The 17,936-nt window shown below is 63.2% G+C and carries 17 protein-coding genes; 14 read left to right on the top strand and 3 right to left on the bottom strand.

Annotation, left to right across the window (positions count from 1 at the left end; translation table 11 throughout):
• The first annotated feature begins 40 nt into the window (after nt 1–40).
• The 14 genes from FFI94_RS21615 to tuf all read left to right on the top strand — a co-directional run bounded on the left by FFI94_RS21615 (nt 41) and on the right by tuf (nt 15,881).
• Entirely contained in the window at nt 41–841 is an 801-nt protein-coding gene (locus FFI94_RS21615) for a TIGR03084 family metal-binding protein (RefSeq protein WP_138869609.1), read from the top strand.
• Nucleotides 838–2,559, top strand: a complete 1,722-nt coding sequence (locus FFI94_RS21610; RefSeq protein ID WP_138869608.1) for an acyclic terpene utilization AtuA family protein — start codon at nt 838–840, stop codon at nt 2,557–2,559. The genes FFI94_RS21615 and FFI94_RS21610 overlap by 4 nt, the downstream gene beginning before the upstream one ends.
• Nucleotides 2,556–3,704, top strand: a complete 1,149-nt coding sequence (locus FFI94_RS21605) for an acyl-CoA dehydrogenase family protein (RefSeq protein WP_138869607.1) — start codon at nt 2,556–2,558, stop codon at nt 3,702–3,704. The genes FFI94_RS21610 and FFI94_RS21605 overlap by 4 nt, the downstream gene beginning before the upstream one ends.
• A complete protein-coding gene (locus FFI94_RS21600; RefSeq protein WP_019744291.1) occupies nt 3,701–5,299 on the top strand; it encodes an acyl-CoA carboxylase subunit beta in 1,599 nt (532 codons plus the stop codon). The genes FFI94_RS21605 and FFI94_RS21600 overlap by 4 nt, the downstream gene beginning before the upstream one ends.
• An 8-nt stretch (nt 5,300–5,307) precedes the next feature.
• The gene (locus FFI94_RS21595) at nt 5,308–7,293 is read left to right on the top strand and encodes a biotin carboxylase N-terminal domain-containing protein (RefSeq protein ID WP_138869606.1); all 1,986 of its coding nucleotides are present in this window, start codon (nt 5,308–5,310) and stop codon (nt 7,291–7,293) included.
• Nucleotides 7,293–8,453, top strand: a complete 1,161-nt coding sequence (locus tag FFI94_RS21590; RefSeq protein ID WP_138869605.1) for an acyl-CoA dehydrogenase family protein — start codon at nt 7,293–7,295, stop codon at nt 8,451–8,453. The genes FFI94_RS21595 and FFI94_RS21590 overlap by 1 nt, the downstream gene beginning before the upstream one ends.
• Before the next feature lie 13 nt (nt 8,454–8,466).
• Entirely contained in the window at nt 8,467–9,252 is a 786-nt protein-coding gene (locus FFI94_RS21585; protein WP_138869604.1) for an enoyl-CoA hydratase family protein, read from the top strand.
• A gap of 43 nt (nt 9,253–9,295) precedes the next feature.
• Nucleotides 9,296–9,922 carry a TetR/AcrR family transcriptional regulator gene (locus FFI94_RS21580; RefSeq protein ID WP_138869603.1) on the top strand — a complete coding sequence of 209 codons (627 nt, stop codon included), beginning with the start codon at nt 9,296–9,298 and terminating at the stop codon, nt 9,920–9,922.
• Nucleotides 9,923–9,944: 22 nt separating this feature from the next.
• The gene (locus FFI94_RS21575) at nt 9,945–10,502 is read left to right on the top strand and encodes a DUF3558 domain-containing protein (RefSeq protein ID WP_138869602.1); all 558 of its coding nucleotides are present in this window, start codon (nt 9,945–9,947) and stop codon (nt 10,500–10,502) included.
• Nucleotides 10,499–11,023, top strand: coding sequence for a DUF3558 domain-containing protein (locus FFI94_RS21570; protein WP_138869601.1), 525 nt, complete (start codon nt 10,499–10,501; stop codon nt 11,021–11,023). Before FFI94_RS21575 ends, FFI94_RS21570 begins: the two co-directional genes overlap by 4 nt.
• Nucleotides 11,024–11,387: 364 nt before the next feature.
• Nucleotides 11,388–11,762, top strand: coding sequence for a 30S ribosomal protein S12 (rpsL, locus tag FFI94_RS21565; RefSeq protein WP_003941908.1), 375 nt, complete (start codon nt 11,388–11,390; stop codon nt 11,760–11,762).
• Nucleotides 11,762–12,232 carry a 30S ribosomal protein S7 gene (gene rpsG / locus FFI94_RS21560; protein WP_003941856.1) on the top strand — a complete coding sequence of 157 codons (471 nt, stop codon included), beginning with the start codon at nt 11,762–11,764 and terminating at the stop codon, nt 12,230–12,232. The genes rpsL and rpsG overlap by 1 nt, the downstream gene beginning before the upstream one ends.
• A 204-nt stretch (nt 12,233–12,436) precedes the next feature.
• Nucleotides 12,437–14,539, top strand: a complete 2,103-nt coding sequence (gene fusA, locus FFI94_RS21555; RefSeq protein WP_138869600.1) for an elongation factor G — start codon at nt 12,437–12,439, stop codon at nt 14,537–14,539.
• A 151-nt stretch (nt 14,540–14,690) separates the two neighbouring features.
• Entirely contained in the window at nt 14,691–15,881 is a 1,191-nt protein-coding gene (gene tuf, locus FFI94_RS21550; protein WP_138869599.1) for an elongation factor Tu, read from the top strand.
• A gap of 314 nt (nt 15,882–16,195) precedes the next feature.
• Here tuf and FFI94_RS21545 read toward each other — a convergent pair whose 3' ends face one another.
• Genes FFI94_RS21545 through FFI94_RS21535 form a run of 3 tightly spaced genes read right to left on the bottom strand, consistent with a single transcriptional unit; the run spans nt 16,196 to nt 17,935 of the window.
• Nucleotides 16,196–16,759 (bottom strand): hypothetical protein, encoded by a 564-nt coding sequence (locus FFI94_RS21545; RefSeq protein ID WP_138869598.1) that lies wholly within the window; start codon nt 16,757–16,759, stop codon nt 16,196–16,198.
• Nucleotides 16,756–17,763 carry a DUF6286 domain-containing Asp23/Gls24 family envelope stress response protein gene (locus tag FFI94_RS21540; protein WP_260684232.1) on the bottom strand — a complete coding sequence of 336 codons (1,008 nt, stop codon included), beginning with the start codon at nt 17,761–17,763 and terminating at the stop codon, nt 16,756–16,758. The genes FFI94_RS21545 and FFI94_RS21540 overlap by 4 nt, the downstream gene beginning before the upstream one ends.
• On the bottom strand, nt 17,756–17,935 hold the full coding sequence (locus FFI94_RS21535) for a hypothetical protein (RefSeq protein WP_033236416.1): 180 nt from the start codon (nt 17,933–17,935) through the stop codon (nt 17,756–17,758). The genes FFI94_RS21540 and FFI94_RS21535 overlap by 8 nt, the downstream gene beginning before the upstream one ends.
• Nucleotide 17,936 lies beyond the last annotated feature (1 nt).

Below are 17,936 nucleotides of genomic sequence, written 5' to 3'. Positions count from 1 at the left end.
CATGCTTGATTTTTATGGACGCCGGTGTGATGCTGGTCGCATGGCCGAACTTCAGACGTTCATCGATGACTTGCGGGCCGAAGGCGACAGCCTCGATGCCCTGGTTGCGGATCTGCCCGAGGAGAAATGGGCGACACCGACGCCCGCGGAGGGGTGGACCATCGCGCATCAGATCGGGCACCTGCACTGGACGGACAGTGCAGCGATCCTGGCGATCACCGACCCGGACGGGTTCGCGGAGCAGTTGAAGGCGGCGTTCGTGAATCCGGCGGGGTTTGTCGACGACGGTGCTGCCGAGCAGGCGGCCCGACCACCCGCGGAGTTGCTCGCCGATTGGCGAGCGGGACGCATCGCTCTCGTCGAGGCGCTCACCGCGGCCCCGGCCGGCACCAAGTTCTCCTGGTACGGCCCGCCCATGGGCGGCGTCTCCATGGCAACTGCCCGGTTGATGGAGACGTGGGCCCACGGGCAGGACGTCGCCGACGCACTCCGCGTCGAACGAGTTCCGACGGCGCGCATCAAGAACATCGCTCACCTGGGTGTCCGCACGCGAAACTTTGCCTACTCGGTCAACGAGAAGGCGCCGCCTGCCGAGGACTTCCGGGTGGAGTTGACGGCGCCCGACGGTTCGCTCTGGACCTGGGGGCCGGAAGATGCGGCGCAGAAGGTGACGGGGCCGGCGTTGGACTTCTGCTTGCTGGTCACTCAGCGCGCCAATCGTGCCGATCTCGATCTGGTCGCCGACGGCGGCGACGCGGACGAGTGGCTCGGGTTCGCGCAGGCATTTGCCGGTCCCAGCGGCGAGGGGCGATCGGCACGAGAAGCGAAGGTGGGCAAATGAGTTCGGTACGGATCGGTAACTGCTCCGGCTTCTACGGCGACCGCGTCTCGGCGATGCGCGAGATGCTCGAGGGCGGCGAACTCGACTACCTGACCGGCGACTACCTTGCCGAACTGACGATGTTGATCCTCGGCCGGGATCGGATGAAGGACCCGTCGCTCGGCTATGCGAAGACGTTCCTGCGGCAGGTGGAGGACACCCTCGGCCTTGCGCTCGAGAAGGGCGTGAAGATCGTTGCGAACGCCGGCGGCCTCAACCCGGCCGGACTGGCCGACGCGCTGCGCGAGGTCAACACCAAGCTGGGGTTGAACGCAAAGATCGCCCACGTCGAGGGCGACGATTTGATCTCTCGAGCAGACGAACTCGGACTCGGCTCCCCGCTGACGGCCAATGCGTACCTCGGCGCCTGGGGCATAGTCGCAGCATTGTCGGCCGACGCCGATGTCGTGGTCACCGGACGTGTCACCGATGCGTCGGTGATCGTCGGTCCGGCCGCCCATCACTTCGGTTGGAAGCGAGATGATTTCGATCGGTTGGCCGGTGCCGTCGCGGCGGGTCACGTCATCGAGTGCGGCACCCAGGCGACTGGCGGCAACTACGCGTTCTTCACCGAGATTCCCAATCTGGGCCGCCCTGGCTTCCCGATCGCCGAGATCAACGCGGACGGCTCGTCCGTCATCACCAAGCATGTCGGAACGGATGGCGAGGTGAGCGTCGGCACCGTGACGGCGCAGCTGTTGTACGAGATCACGGGCGGACGCTACGCGGGCCCGGACGTGACCACCCGCATCGACAACGCAGTGCTCACCCAGGAAGGTCCGGATCGGGTGCTGATCAGCGGCGTCACAGGCGAGGCTCCGCCGCCGCAGTACAAGGTCTCGCTGAACACACTGGCCGGGTTCCGCAACGAGGCCACGTTCATCCTCACCGGTCTCGACATCGAGGCCAAAGCGGATCTGGCAAAGGGGCAACTCGAATCCTGGCTGACGAAGAAGCCGGCCGAATTGGTCTGGACCCTCGCTCGCACGGATCATCCGGATTCCGATACCGAAGAAACCGCAAGTGCGTTGCTGCGCTGCGTGGTTCGCGATTCCGATCCCACGGTGATCGGGAGGCCCTTCTCCGCGGTTGCGGTGGAAATGGCACTTGCCAGCTACCCAGGCTTCTCGCTTACCGCACCCCCGAGCAACGGCCAACCGTACGGAGTGTTCACCCCCGGCTACGTCGACGCGGGATCGGTGCCTCACATCGCCGTGCTTCCTGACGGCACTCGGGTGGACATCGCTCCGTCGACGCTGACGCAGGACCTCGAACCTGTCGATGAACCTGAGCGTCCGGAGCCCTTGCCGCCACAGTCGTCGCTCTCGGTGCCGCTCGGCACGATCGCCGGTGCACGCAGCGGCGACAAGGGTGGAAACGCCAACGTAGGCGTCTGGGTTCGCACGGACGATCAGTGGAAGTGGTTGGCGCACACTCTCACCGTCGACAAGCTCAAGGAACTACTGCCGGAAGCGGCAGAGTTGACCGTCACTCGATACCAGCTTCCGCACCTTCGTGCCGTCAACTTCGTGATCGAGGGAATCCTCGGGCAGGGTGTGGCCTCGCAGGCGCGGTTCGATCCGCAAGCCAAGGGAATTGGCGAATGGTTGCGCTCGCGCCACATCGACATCCCGATTTCGCTACTTCCCGCAACTGACGAGAAAGAGGATTCACGGTGACCGTGTGGACCACACCGGAAAGGCTTGCGCTTCGTGAGACCGTACGCGGATTCGTGAACCAGGAGATTCTGCCGCACCTGACGCAGTGGGAGCGTGACGGTGAGATCCCGCGCGAATTGCACCGAAAGGCAGGCGCTCTGGGTCTCCTCGGGGCCAGTGCTCCCGAATCGGCGGGCGGTGAGGGCGGTGACGCCGTCGACTCCATCGTGATCTGTGAGGAGATGCATCAGGCTGGTGCGTCTGGCGGATTGTTTGCCTCACTGTTCACCTGCGGTATCGCTGTGCCGCACCTGATTGCCGCCGGCGACGAGGCGCAGATCGAGAAGTGGGTCAAGTCAACCCTGCGCGGGGAGAAGATCGGCTCGCTTGCCATCACCGAACCGGGCGGTGGCAGCGACGTCGGACACCTGACAACCACAGCCAAGCGCGACGGCGACCATTACGTCGTCAACGGCGCCAAGACGTTCATCACCTCCGGGGTCCGCGCAGACTTCGTCGTCACCGCAGTGCGCACTGGTGGCTCCGGTGCTGGTGGTGTCTCGCTGCTCGTGATCGAGAAGGGCACACCGGGATTCACGGTGTCACGCAAGCTCGAAAAGATGGGGTGGCGCGCGTCCGATACCGCGGAGCTGTCCTTTGTCGACGCCAGGGTTCCGGTGGAGAATCTGGTCGGCGCAGAGAACAGCGGCTTCGCGCAGATCGCGCAGGCATTCGTCTCCGAGCGTGTCGCCCTCGCTGCGCAGGCGTATGCCAGCGCGGAGCGATGCCTCGAGTTGACCCTCGAATGGTGCCGCGCTCGTGAGACTTTCGGACGCCCCCTCATTAGCCGTCAGGCAGTGCAGAACACCGTCACCGAGATGGCCCGCAAGATCGATGTGGCCAAGGTGTACACGCACTCGGTGATCGAGCGGCACATGGCCGGTGACGGAGATCTGATCGCCGAGGTGTGCTTCGCTAAAAACACGGCCGTCGAAACCGGTGAATGGGTTGCCAACCAAGCCGTTCAGCTGTTCGGCGGCCTCGGATACATGCAGGAAAGCGAAGTGGAGAGGCAGTACCGGGACATGCGAATTCTGGGAATCGGTGGCGGTACCACCGAAATCCTCACCGGCCTCGCGGCCAAGCGATTGGGGTATCAGTCATGAGTGTCATCCGGTCCACACTGGACACCAATTCCGAGGTGTACCAGACCGCAACATCGACCATGAACACCAAGCTCGCCGAGATCGAGGTCGAGCATGCCAAGGCCCTGGCGGGTGGCGGCGAGAAGTACACCGAGCGGCACCACAAGCGAGGAAAACTCCTGGCGCGTGAGCGGATCGAGCTTCTCCTCGATCAGGATTCACCGTTCCTCGAGCTGTGCCCGCTCGCCGCGTGGGGAAGCGATTTCCCGGTCGGCGCCAGCACCGTGGTCGGTATCGGCGTCGTCGAAGGCGTCGAATGCCTGATCGTTGCCAACGATCCCACCGTGCGCGGCGGCACCAGCAACCCGTGGACCCTGCGTAAGGGTTTCCGCGCCAACGACATCGCCATGCAGAACCGCCTCCCGGTGATCTCCCTGGTCGAGTCCGGTGGCGCAGACTTGCCGACGCAGAAAGAGGTGTTCATCCCGGGTGGGCGTATGTTCCGTGACCTTACGCAGCTCTCCGCAGCCGGAATCCCCACCATCGCACTGGTCTTCGGCAACTCGACGGCCGGCGGCGCGTACATCCCCGGCATGTCCGACCACGTCGTGATGATCAAGGAACGCTCCAAGGTGTTTCTCGCAGGCCCGCCGCTGGTCAAGATGGCCACCGGTGAGGAATCCGACGACGAGGCACTCGGCGGCGCCGAAATGCACGCCCGCAAATCCGGACTGGCCGACTACTTCGCCGCCGACGAGCAGGACGCGATCCGCATCGGGCGCTCGATCGTCAAGCGACTCAACTGGACCAAGAAGGGGCCGGCGCCCCGTGCCGAAATCATCGAACCGCTCGAGGATCCGGAAGAGTTGCTCGGCATCGTTCCCGCCGACCTGAAGATCCCGTTCGATCCGCGTGAGGTTATCGCCCGCATCGTCGACGGTTCCGACTTCGACGAGTTCAAGCCCCTCTACGGGTCGTCTCTCGTGACCGGCTGGGCGGAGCTGAACGGCTACCCGATCGGCATCCTGGCGAACGCCCGTGGAGTTCTCTTCAGCGAGGAATCGCAGAAGGCCACACAGTTCATCCAGCTCGCCAACCGCTCCAACACGCCGTTGCTGTTCCTGCACAACACCACCGGCTACATGGTGGGCAAGGAATACGAGGAGGGCGGCATGATCAAGCACGGATCGATGATGATCAATGCGGTTGCCAACTCCAAGGTTCCGCACATCTCCATCCTGCTCGGAGCGTCGTACGGCGCCGGTCACTACGGCATGTGCGGGCGGGCGTTCGATCCGCGATTCCTCTTCGCCTGGCCCAGTTCCAAGTCCGCCGTCATGGGCGGTGCGCAGCTCGCAGGCGTCATCTCCATCGTGGGACGCGCTGCCGCCGAGGCGCGCGGCCAGGTCTTCGACGAGCAGGCCGATGCCGGCATGCGCGCGATGATCGAGAACCAGATCGAGGCCGAGTCACTTCCGATGTTCTTGTCCGGGCGTCTTTACGACGACGGCGTCATCGACCCCCGAGATACCCGCACCGTGGTGGGAATGTGCCTGTCGGCCATTGCCACCGCCCCGATCGAAGGCACCGAGAACTTCGGCGTCTTCCGTATGTGAGGCACGCCGTGACAATCACTTCAGTACTGGTCGCCAATCGTGGCGAAATCGCCCGCCGTGTCTTTGCAACGTGTCGCAAGAACGGAATCGGCACCGTCGCGGTATTTTCCGACGCAGATGCCGACAGCCCGCACGTCGCCGAAGCCGACGCCTCGGTTCGGCTGCCGGGTAACACACCTGCCGAGACGTACCTGCGGGGTGAGCTCATCATCGCCGCCGCCAAGGCTTCGGGCGCTGACGCGATTCATCCCGGCTATGGATTCCTCTCCGAGAACGCGGAGTTCGCGCGCAGCGTCATCGACGCAGGGCTGACGTGGATCGGCCCGCCCGTCGAATCTATCGAGCTCATGGGATCGAAGGTCGAGTCCAAGAAGATCATGGACGCCGCCGGAGTTCCGGTACTTTCCGAACTCGATCCCGCCGCGGTGACCGAAGCTCATCTGCCGGTGCTCATCAAGGCGTCGGCCGGTGGCGGCGGACGCGGAATGCGTGTCGTTCGTGAATTGTCCGCGCTGGACGGCGAACTGGAAGCGGCTCGGCGTGAGGCGCAGTCCGCATTCGGCGACCCCACGGTCTTCTGTGAGCGCTACCTCGAGACCGGTCGGCACATCGAGGTCCAGGTCATGGCCGACCGCCACGGTGGGGTGTGGGCGGTGGGGGAGCGCGAGTGCTCGATCCAGCGTCGGCACCAGAAGGTCGTCGAAGAAGCACCGTCACCGCTCGTGCAACGCATCCCCGCCATGCGCGACAAGCTGTTCGACGCCTCGCGGCTTGCCGCCAATGCCATCGGCTACGAAGGTGCAGGAACCGTCGAGTTCCTCGCCGACGAAAAGGGCGACTTCTTCTTTCTCGAGATGAACACCCGTTTGCAGGTGGAGCACCCGGTCACCGAGTGCACCACCGGACTCGATCTGGTGGAGCTGCAATTGCAGGTCGCTTCCGGTGACGCGCTCCCAGACGAGCAGCCGCAGATCCGCGGGCATTCGATCGAGGTGCGTCTGTACGCCGAAGACCCCGCGAAGAACTGGCAGCCGCAGAGCGGTACCGTTCACCACATCGAGTTGCCCGGTGACGTGGCAGAATTCAGTGTTCTGCGTGAGCAGGGTGTTCGCCTCGACTCGGGTGTCATCGACGGCAGTGTCGTCGGCGTCCATTACGACCCGATGCTGGCCAAGGTCATCTCCTACGCGCCGACGCGAACGGCAGCTGCGCGGCTGCTCGTATCGACGCTGGCGCGCACCAGGATTCACGGCTTGCGTACCAACCGCGACCTGCTCGTCAACGTCTTGGCCCATCCGGCCTTCATTGCCGGAGATACCGACACGGCCTTCTTCGAGACTCACGACCTCGAGAAGCTGTCAAAGCCTCTGGCCGACACCGACGCCGAAAGGATCTCGGCGCTGGCGGCGGCACTTGCCGATGCCGCGCACAACCGGGCGTCGGCCCGCGTCATCGGCCGCTTGCCCAGCGGGTGGCGCAACCTCCCGTCGCAGCCGCAGAGCAAGAGTTACTCCACTGCGTCGGGCGACTACGACGTCCGGTACTCGCTGAGTCGAAGTGGTGTGCTGAGTGTAGAAGGCTTCGACGACGTGAGCCTGGTGTCGGCAACTGCGACCCGGGTAGTGCTCGAGCAGAGCGGAGTTCGGCGTTCGTTCGACGTGGCTGCATACGCGAGTGAGATTTTTGTCGACTCCTCGCTCGGACCCGTCGCCTTGACGGCAGCACCGCGCTTCGTGGATCCGTCGGCGGAAGTCGCTGCCGGTTCGTTGCTCGCTCCCATGCCGGGATCGGTTATCCGCCTCGGCGCCGCTCTCGGTGACACCGTCACTGCCGGCCAGCCGATTCTCTGGCTCGAGGCCATGAAGATGGAACATACCGTCACGGCACCGACTGCCGGTGTCCTGGTAGAACTTCCGGTCGCCGTCGGCCAGCAGGTCGAGGTCGGATCGGTACTCGCACGTGTGGAAGAACCCGCTACAGAAGAGGAAGCATGATGAGTTTCATCGAAACCGAAGAGCAGAAGGAACTGCGGGCATCCGTTTCCAAACTGGGTGAGCGCTTCAACTACGTCGACTACGTGCTGCCCAAGGCGCGCAAGGGTGAGCCGCTCACCGAATTGTGGAACGAGGCGGGCAAACTCGGATTCCTGGGCGTCAACCTGCCGGAGGAATACGGCGGCGGCGGTGCAGGCATCTACGAACTCGCGCTGGTGCAGGAGGAATTGGCGGCGCAGGGTGCCGGTCTGCTCCTCGTTGTCGTCTCGCCGGCTATCTGCGGCACCATCATCGGCAAGTACGGCACTGCGGACCAGAAGCAGCAGTGGCTACCCAGTCTCGCCGACGGCTCCAAGATCATGGCGTTCGGAATCACCGAGGCCGACGCAGGTTCCAACTCTCACCAGATCACGACGACTGCTCGTCGCGACGGCGAAGACTGGATCCTGAGCGGCAACAAGATCTACATCTCGGGCGTCGATCAAGCTGACGCGGTCCTCATCGTTGCGCGCACCGAGGACTCCAAGACCGGCAAGCTCAAGCCCGCTCTGTTCATCGTCCCCACGGATTCTCCCGGATTCGTGAAGACGCAGATGGAGATGGACATCATCGAACCGGACCACCAGTTCATCTTGTTCCTCGACGACGTGCGCCTGCCGGCCGACGCTCTGGTCGGTGAAGCTGATGCCGCCCTGATGCAGTTGTTCGCCGGCCTCAATCCGGAGCGCATTCTGGGTGCGTCGATGGCGATCGGGATGGGCCGTTACGCCCTCAACGCTGCGGTGAAGTTCGCGAACGAGCGAACGGTGTGGAAGACGCCGATCGGTGCGCACCAAGGCATTTCGCATCCGCTCGCGCAGGTGAAAATCGAACTCGAACTCGCCAAGCTGATGATGCAGAAGGCCGCGGTGCTCTACGACAGCGGTGACGATTTCGGTGCCGCCGAGGCCGCGAACATGGCAAAGTACGCCGCTGCCGAGGCCAGCATCAAGGCACTCGATCAGGCGATCCAGACGCACGGCGGTGCCGGCCTGACGAAGGAATACGGACTGGCTGCCATGCTCGGCGCGGCACGCATCGCCCGCGTCGCGCCGGTGAGCCGCGAGATGATCCTCAACTTCGTCTCGCAGCATTCCCTCGGTCTGCCGCGGTCCTACTAGGAAGAGGCGACTCATGACGGATCAGGACAAGCCATACGTACGGTACGAAGTATCGGGCGGTGCGGCCACGATCACTCTCGACTCACCCCACAACCGCAACGCGATCTCGGCGCGGTTGGTCACTGAGGTGCAGGCGGGGTTGACGTCGGCGGCCGCCGATCCAGCGGTTCGAGCGGTGGTGCTCACCCACGCCGGTGGAACATTCTGTGCGGGAGCCGATCTCAGTGAGGCATCCGGGTCGTCCGCATCTCCGGAGGAGGCCGTCAAGGAGCGAGGGCGGGGGATGCTGACGCTCTTGCGCAGCATTCTCGAGCTTCCCAAGCCGGTGATCGGGCGCATCGACGGTCACGTCCGGGCCGGAGGCATGGGTCTTGTCGGGGCGTGCGACATCGTCGTGGCAGGACCGGCGAGCACCTTCGCGGTGACGGAATCACGATTGGGTTTGGCTGCGTCCATTATTTCGCTGACGGTCCTGCCGAGGCTCGATCAACGATCTGCGAGTCGGTATCTGCTCACGGGGGAGAAGTTCGGACAGCACGAGGCTCACGCTATCGGGCTGGTGACGGAAGCGTCACAGGACACCGCCGAGTCGGTCACTGAACTGTTGGTCACATTGCGGGGGTGCTCGCCACAGGGATTGGCCGAATCGAAATGGCTTACGACCAGGGAGGTCCTGGCCGGATTCGACCGAGACGGTGAGGAGATGATCGCGCAGTCGGCTCGGCTGTTTTCCTCCGAAGAGGCCCGTGAGGGCATGATGTCCTTCTTGCAGAAGCGTCCAGCGGCCTGGGCGCACTAGAACAGACGCAACAGAACACGGCAGTAGAAGGGATGGCAGCGCGGTGACCCGAGAACCCAAGCAGGACCGAAGTCGAGTCACGCGCTCCCACCTGCTCGAAGTGACGGTGGAGTGTCTTGCCGAGCTCGGATGGGGCGCAACGACGATGAGCGTCGTCGCGCAGCGGGCCGGGATGTCGCGAGGGGCCATGCAACACCATTTCCCGACGCGTGAGGACCTGATCACCGCTGCGCTCGAGGTGATGTTCGACGCGCGGATGGACCAGGCCCGCAAAGAGTCCAGTGATCTTCCCGCAGGCGCGGGTCGAACCGAGGCGATCATCTCCCGATTGGTCGAGTACTACACCGGCACCCTGTTCAAGGCCGCGCTTCAGGTGTGGACGGCGGCAGCCTCCGACCCGGACTTGCGAGCACGAGTATTGCCTCTCGAAGAACGGTTCGGCCGCATCGCGCACCGCATGGCCGTCCAGAGTCTCGGCGCAGACGACGCAGATCCGACGACGCATCGTCTGGTGCAGGCGACATTGGACCTTGCCCGCGGGTTGGGGCTCGCCGACGTGCTCACCGACGACTCGCGTAGACGGTCCGAAGTGGTCAGAACGTGGGCGGCGCAACTCGACTCGACGCTCGTGCGGGTGTCAGCTCCGGCGTCGGCGATCGCACAGTTCTGATCCCGGAAGTACAGTCACCTGCATGCCGCACCGCAGAGCCCTGACTGTCAGTACCCCGTTGGCGGTCGCGGCTGCGGTGCTGACGTTGGTTACAGGCTGCGGTTCCGAAGACAGCACAGCGGATCAGTCCGCGGGTTCACCATCAACCGCCCAGGTAGCGACCGATCCAGGTCCGATGGTCGCAGAATGCGGGTCAGTGACCGATGACGAGGTGGTCGCCGCTTTCGGGCTCACGTTCACCGATGTCACCAGAAACGGTGTGGGGTGTGAATGGACGGTTGCCGGATCGTTGGGGCCCAGCGTCGCCTTCTCCTGGTACCGAGGCAGCCCCATCGGGCGTGAGCGCGCCGGCTCTGATCTCCTCGGCCGGCCTGCCGCCGACATCACGATCGGCGGCTACTCCGGTTTCATCGCGTCTCGAGAAAGCGTGTTGTGCGAGTTGGGTATTTCCTTCGGCGGCGATTTTGTCCATTGGTCGGTGAACTACGGCTCCGTGAATTCCGGGTTTGTCGCTCCGCCTGCCGATCCGTGCGTTGTCGGGAAGAGCCTCATGGAACTCACCGTCTCGAGGGCACAGTGAGTCGCGCACGGGCGGCGGCGCTGGGTGCGTCGTTGATCCTGTTGACGGGGTGCGGTTCGACGGTGACGGGAACGCCGGTGGCCGAGGGCGGCTTTCGGGGCAGTGGGAGCGAGAAGTTCGCCAACGTTTTGCAGGAATGTGAGGCGGTGTCCGACCCACAGATCGCGGCGGCGATCGGGGCCGACGGCGTCGACCGTGGTTTCTACGGGGCAATCTGTCGGTGGGACGGGGCTGGTGCCGCAGGTCCGGTCCACGTCACCTTCAACTGGTTCGAGACCGGCACCACCGATCACGAGGTCGCCGCGTTCGAGCATCTCGGATATGTGGTCGAGAAGATCACTGTCAAGGGCAGCGACGCCTACCTCGTCCGGCAACCGGCGGATCCGCAGAGCTGTGGAATCACCGCCGGCGCTCCGGCTGGAGGAGTGTTCGGGTGGTGGGTTCGCCAGCCGGCCGGTGGTATGGATGCGTGTGCGGGAGTCACCAAACTCGGAGAATTGACCCTCAACGTCAGTATCTGAAATTGCTGTCGAACCCTGCCGTTGCTGTGAGTTCCCTATCACTTGGTGCTCATTTTGACCACATAGCACGCTGGCAGGTATCGTTATGGGTCGTGTCCGGCATGCCCGGGCCGATCTGTGTGCCTAGCTAGGTATTGCCGTGCGCACGTTCGAGCAGTTATTGCTTCAGAACGAGCATCCGGCTGCCTGTGTGGGGGTATGCGACACGCCCGACCTCGGGTGCAGAGCGAAGCGCATTTGCGCAGCGCAGCAGTATCAGAGGTGGGTGAGGAGCAGCAGCTCTCTTGCTCCAACTGCTAGATCCCTAATTTCAGAACAGCCAAGGTTGCTTCGAGCAGTCTGTTCCGACGTAGAAAGCCGGTAAATGCCAACCATCAACCAGCTGGTCCGCAAGGGTCGCCGCGACAAGACCGCCAAGGTCAAGACGGCAGCCCTCAAGGGCAGCCCGCAGCGTCGTGGCGTGTGCACTCGCGTGTACACCACCACTCCCAAGAAGCCGAACTCCGCGCTCCGTAAGGTCGCTCGCGTTCGCCTGACGACTTCGGTCGAGGTCACCGCGTACATCCCCGGTGAAGGCCACAACCTTCAGGAGCACTCCATGGTGCTCGTCCGTGGCGGTCGTGTGAAGGACCTCCCGGGTGTCCGTTACAAGATCATCCGCGGCTCCCTCGACACCCAGGGTGTCAAGGGTCGCAAGCAGGCACGCAGCCGCTACGGCGCCAAGAAGGAGAAGAGCTAATGCCACGTAAGGGCCCCGCTCCGAAGCGCCCGCTCATCAACGACCCGGTTTACGGTTCCCCGTTGGTGACGCAGCTCGTCAACAAGATCCTGCTGGACGGCAAGAAGTCCACCGCAGAGCGAATCGTGTACCAGGCTCTCGAGCAGGCACGCGAGAAGACCGGCACCGATCCGGTCGTCACGCTCAAGCGCGCCCTGGACAACGTCAAGCCTGCACTCGAGGTTCGTAGCCGCCGCGTCGGTGGCGCTACCTACCAGGTGCCGGTCGAGGTTCGTCCCGGTCGTTCCACCACGCTGGCACTGCGCTGGCTGGTCACCTTCTCGCGTGCACGTCGTGAGAAGACCATGGTCGAGCGTCTCGCCAACGAGCTCCTCGATGCCAGCAATGGCCTCGGTGCAGCTGTGAAGCGTCGCGAAGACACTCACAAGATGGCCGAAGCCAACAAGGCATTCGCCCACTACCGCTGGTGATGTAAGCGTCGGAGCAACTGCCATCGGGTGGGTGCTCCGACGCTGTCGCCGTTGGCGACCTGATCACATTGACCGGTTAAATTCGGACAGAGGTGGTCGGGTTGCCACGGCAGAGACATAATTGAAAGACCATGGCCCTGATGGTGGAACACACCGGATACGGCCGACACCCGAAAAACCAAGCAACGAGCGGGGAAGAAACCTGTGGCACAGGAAGTGCTGACTGACCTGAACAAGGTCCGCAACATCGGCATCATGGCGCACATCGATGCCGGCAAAACCACCACCACCGAGCGCATCCTGTTCTACACCGGTGTCAATTACAAGATCGGTGAGACGCACGACGGTGCGTCGACGACGGACTGGATGGAGCAGGAGAAGGAACGCGGCATCACGATCACGTCTGCCGCCGTGACTTGCTTCTGGAACAACAACCAGATCAACATCATCGATACCCCCGGCCACGTCGACTTCACGGTCGAGGTGGAGCGGTCGCTGCGCGTGCTCGACGGCGCAGTTGCTGTGTTCGACGGTAAAGAGGGTGTCGAGCCGCAGTCCGAGCAGGTGTGGCGTCAGGCTGCCAAGTACGACGTTCCGCGCATCTGCTTCGTCAACAAGATGGACAAGATGGGCGCGGATTTCTACTTCACCGTGCAGACCATCATCGACCGTCTCGGCGCGAAGCCGCTCGTTCTCCAGCTGCCCATCGGCGCTGAGGACGACTTCGACGGCGTCGTCGACCTGGTCGAGATGCGTGCCATCACCTGGCGCGGCGTAGTTCCGACCGGTGCACTGCCGACCATCGAAGAGATCCCCGCGGATCTCGTCGAGAAGGCTGCAGAGTACCGCGAGAAGCTGCTCGAAACCGTTGCCGAGTCCGACGAAGCTCTCATGGAGAAGTACTTCGGCGGCGAAGAGCTCACGGTCGAGGAAATCAAGGGCGCCATCCGCAAGATGACGGTCGCTTCCGAGCTGTACCCGGTTATCTGTGGCTCCGCGTTCAAGAACAAGGGCGTTCAGCCCATGCTCGACGCAGTCATCGATTACCTGCCGAACCCGCTGGATATCGGCGAGGTTGTCGGACACAAGCTCAATGACGAAGAAGTAGAGATCACTCGCAAGCCGAGCAAGGAAGAGCCGTTCTCGGCTCTCGCCTTCAAGATCGCTGCTCACCCGTTCTTCGGCAAGCTGACCTTCGTCCGCGTGTACTCGGGTCGTATCGATCCGGGCGCTCAGGTGCTTAACGCAACCAAGGGCAAGAAGGAGCGCATCGGAAAGCTCTTCCAGATGCACGCCAACAAGGAGAACCCGGTAGAAGAGGCCGTAGCCGGCCACATCTACGCAATGATCGGCCTCAAGGACACCACCACCGGTGACACCCTGTGCGATCAGGCGAACCCCATCGTCCTCGAGTCGATGTCGTTCCCCGCACCGGTCATCCAAGTCTCCATCGAGCCCAAGACCAAGTCCGACCAGGAAAAGCTGGGCATCGCGATCCAGAAGCTCGCCGAAGAGGACCCGACCTTCTCGGTCGAACTCGACGACGAGACCGGTCAGACCGTCATCGGCGGCATGGGCGAGCTCCACCTCGACATCCTCGTCGACCGTATGCGTCGCGAGTTCAAGGTCGAGGCAAACGTCGGCAAGCCGCAGGTTGCGTACCGCGAGACCATCACCAAGACGGTCGAGAAGCACGACTACACCCACAAGAAGCAGACCGGTGGCTCGGGCCAGTTCGCAAAGGTCATCATCGCTCTGGAGCCTTTCGTGGGCGAAGACGGTGCTACCTACGCATTCGAGAACAAGGTCTCCGGCGGACGTATCCCGCGCGAGTACATCCCCTCCGTGGATGCAGGCGCACAGGACGCGATGCAGTACGGTGTTCTCGCCGGCTACCCGCTCGTGAACCTGAAGCTGTCGCTGCTCGATGGTGCTTACCACGACGTCGACTCCTCGGAAATGGCGTTCAAGGTTGCCGGTTCGCAGGCACTGAAGGAAGCCGCCCGCAAGGCCGGCCCCGTCATCCTCGAGCCCCTTATGGCTGTCGAGGTCACAACGCCCGAGGAGTACATGGGCGACGTGATCGGCGATATCAACTCCCGCCGTGGCCAGATTCAGGCCATGGAGGAACGCAGTGGTGCCCGTGTCGTGAAGGCGCTGGTTCCGCTCTCGGAGATGTTCGGTTACATCGGTGACCTGCGGTCCAGGACCCAGGGCCGGGCGAACTTCTCCATGGTGTTCGATTCCTACGCAGAGGTTCCCGCGAACGTCTCGAAGGAAATCATCGCCAAGGCGACGGGCGAGTAAGTAGTAAGTACTGCGTCAGCAGTAATTACCGCGAGCTCCCCAGCCCGCGCCGGTAAGTAACCTCGGTTGCTTTCGGCACGAAGCACGACCAAGTAATAACCAACCGCACTGCTGCATACGGCAAGCAATTATCAGTCCAGGAGGACACAAAGTGGCGAAGGCGAAGTTCGAGCGGACGAAGCCGCACGTGAACATCGGCACCATCGGTCACGTCGACCACGGCAAGACCACGACGACGGCGGCCATCACCAAGGTGCTTGCGGATGCTTACCCCGACCTGAACGAGGCTTCGGCTTTCGATCAGATCGACAAGGCTCCCGAGGAAAAGGCTCGCGGCATCACGATCAACATCTCGCATGTTGAGTACCAGACGGACAAGCGCCACTACGCGCACGTCGATGCACCGGGTCACGCCGACTACATCAAGAACATGATCACCGGCGCGGCTCAGATGGACGGCGCTATCCTCGTCGTTGCAGCCACCGATGGCCCGATGCCCCAGACGCGCGAGCATGTCCTGCTCGCTCGCCAGGTTGGCGTTCCGTACATCCTCGTCGCCCTGAACAAGGCCGACATGGTTGACGACGAAGAGATCCTCGAGCTCGTCGAGATGGAGGTCCGCGAACTGCTGGCCGCTCAGGAATTCGACGAGGACGCCCCGGTCATCCCGATCTCGGCACTCAAGGCACTCGAGGGCGACCCGAAGTGGACCCAGTCCATCCTCGACCTCATGGCTGCTGTCGACGAGTCCATCCCGACTCCGGTTCGTGAGACCGAGAAGCCCTTCCTCATGCCCGTCGAGGATGTCTTCACGATCACCGGCCGTGGCACCGTTGTCACCGGTCGTATCGAGCGTGGCGTTGTCAACGTGAACGAGGAGGTGGAGATCGTCGGCATCAAGGAGACCTCCACCAAGACCACCGTCACGGGCATCGAAATGTTCCGCAAGCTGCTCGACTCGGGCCAGGCCGGCGACAACGTCGGACTGCTCGTTCGTGGCATCAAGCGCGAAGATGTCGAGCGTGGACAGGTTGTCGTCAAGCCGGGCACCACGACTCCCCACACGGAGTTCGAGGGCCAGGCATACATCCTGTCGAAGGACGAGGGCGGCCGCCACACCCCGTTCTTCAACAACTACCGCCCGCAGTTCTACTTCCGTACCACGGACGTTACGGGCGTTGTGACGCTGCCTGAGGGCACCGAGATGGTCATGCCCGGTGACAACACCGAGATGTCCGTCAAGCTCATCCAGCCTGTCGCCATGGACGAGGGCCTGCGCTTCGCAATTCGCGAAGGCGGCCGTACGGTCGGCGCCGGCAAGGTTGCCAAGATCATCAAGTGAGACTCTTGTCTTGCTAGCTGATTCATAGCACGCAAGAAAAGGCGCTCATTCCCTTTACGGGGAGTGAGCGCCTTTTCTGTGTTTCCGGTGTTGTACTTCTGGTGTTTCCGGCCCCCAGGTTCACGGAAGTGACATATCGGACTCTATCTGTCGATATGCTCGGCCGGTCAACCGATCAAAACCGGAAAGAGGTATTCCATGGGATCACTGAACGACTGGCTGCTCAACAGCAACAGTCCACTGGTGGGAATTGTCGGAGGCATCCTCCTGACGATCGGTATGCTCTCCGGCGGCTCAGGTATGTGACGGGCGGATCAGCTTGCCGCGTCCACCCGGTCGAGATGGAGTAGAACCTGCACTGCAACATCCGAACCGTCAAGATTTCTGCGCGTAGCCGACGCGATTTCCTCGGCGCGGGTGGTGAAGTCGACGACGTTGATTCCGGGATCGGCGTTGACCACGACGGAGAGTGTCGGCAGTCCACGGTCTACGGTGGCTCGTCCTTTGGTGGTGCGGACGCCGGGCAATTGTGCGAGTTCAGCTGCAACACCATCGGCGATCGGACCGAGATCAACACTGATGTCGGTGCCGGATTCGGCATGTCGCAGTGTCACTGCTCGGGCGCGGCGCAGTCGTAAATTGAGGTACAGCAAGCCGAATCCGGCAACAACGCAGAAAACAAAAGTTCCGGTGAGAACCCAATGCCACCAGGGTTGCTCGGGAATTCCGAGGAGTGTCGGCCGGTCCAGCCGTGATACCCACGTCCGGATCAGGCGGACACCGGCATCCCAGGCAATGATGTATGCGCCGGCCACGACGAGGGCGATGCCGATGATCAGCACAACAATTCGGTCGAGCCCAGCAATGTAGCGGTTCACGATTCGACCTTCTGTCTTGCTGCGATTTCGCGGGCGAGAACGGTCAGACGTACGGGACGCTGCAGGACGTCGAGGTGTGGTTGAACCGCTGTTTCGACTGCCGCGATCAGCGTGTCCCGATCCCCGCCGACGGTATCGATATGGACCTTGGCATGTTTGCGGTCGACCGTGGTGTGGGCGCGTTCGACGCCGGGCACCGTAGCGGCCTGCCCGCTACACATGCGGGCGATGTCCGTTGGGCGCATCCAGACCGTGCCGGCGTTCGGGTTACCGAGCGGCACATGAGTTTTGGCGCGTCGCTTCAGGGCCGTCATGATCAGGACAACTCCGGCGACGACTGCTGCGATCGCCGTCGGCAACAGCCACGTCTGCCAGTGCAATCGTGATGCCCATTCAACCGAGTTCGCGATCCACGGCGCGGATTCGAAGGTGCCACGATTGATGAACCATTCACGCGAGACCACAAAAGCAAGCGCGAGTAGTCCGAATGCGATCACTACTGCCGAGACCGCTGCGGCGGGTGCGGCGGCAGGCGCGCGAGGGGGAGTCCACTGCGAAACCGGTTGCTCGGCAGTGTCTTCGGGGGTGGTGATCCCCGAGACGTCCCCGTCCTCGGGGGCGGCGGTTGCGGCGATCAGGACATTCATTTCGTGCAGCGGGTAACCGGTGAGAGACTCGACGCTCGTGGCGACCTCGTGGTGCACGCGGCCTGTCAGATCGACAACGGAGCATGGCCAGTTGACCGCAAGGAAGAGATTGACGGATACGGCGTCGGAGCCCGTCGCGATGTCGGCCCGCGGTAGTTCTCGTCCGGTCAACTTGCTGAGTCCACCGGTTTGCCGGACAACTCCGGGGACTGTGATCGCGGCGGCTGTGGCGATTTTCGACATCGCACGGTCTTTGATGACCAGTACGCCGCGAAGGCCGGGATCGACCTCGCGTTCGACGGGACCGGGTTGTGACGTGCCCGGCGTCGACGGGGCGGGTGGTGTGGACTCAGCCACGGCCACGGCTTCGGAGGATTGCGCCGAGGTCGAGGTGGCCGTCGCGGTGGGCGCCGATCGCCATACCGGCTGCGCCGAGGAGGACCGCGAAGAGGAATCCGCTGAATCCGCCCAGAATTCCGGCGAGGGCGAGAAGCAGACCGACCAGCAGGCCGACTGTCGTGCTGTTCACA

This window comes from Rhodococcus sp. KBS0724, from assembly GCF_005938745.2.
GTDB lineage: Bacteria > Actinomycetota > Actinomycetes > Mycobacteriales > Mycobacteriaceae > Rhodococcus_F.
This window is presented reverse-complemented; position numbering and strand designations above follow the sequence as displayed.

Excerpts from the sequence above, each read along its gene's own strand:
- FFI94_RS21590 (WP_138869605.1), top strand. The coding sequence starts at position 7,293 with ATGAGTTTCATCGAAACCGAAGAGCAGAAGGAACTGCGGGCATCCGTT.
- rpsG (WP_003941856.1), top strand. The coding sequence starts at position 11,762 with ATGCCACGTAAGGGCCCCGCTCCGAAGCGCCCGCTCATCAACGACCCG.
- FFI94_RS21585 (WP_138869604.1), top strand. The coding sequence starts at position 8,467 with ATGACGGATCAGGACAAGCCATACGTACGGTACGAAGTATCGGGCGGT.
- rpsL (WP_003941908.1), top strand. The coding sequence starts at position 11,388 with ATGCCAACCATCAACCAGCTGGTCCGCAAGGGTCGCCGCGACAAGACC.
- FFI94_RS21610 (WP_138869608.1), top strand. The coding sequence starts at position 838 with ATGAGTTCGGTACGGATCGGTAACTGCTCCGGCTTCTACGGCGACCGC.
- FFI94_RS21615 (WP_138869609.1), top strand. The coding sequence starts at position 41 with ATGGCCGAACTTCAGACGTTCATCGATGACTTGCGGGCCGAAGGCGAC.
- FFI94_RS21600 (WP_019744291.1), top strand. The coding sequence starts at position 3,701 with ATGAGTGTCATCCGGTCCACACTGGACACCAATTCCGAGGTGTACCAG.
- FFI94_RS21575 (WP_138869602.1), top strand. The coding sequence starts at position 9,945 with ATGCCGCACCGCAGAGCCCTGACTGTCAGTACCCCGTTGGCGGTCGCG.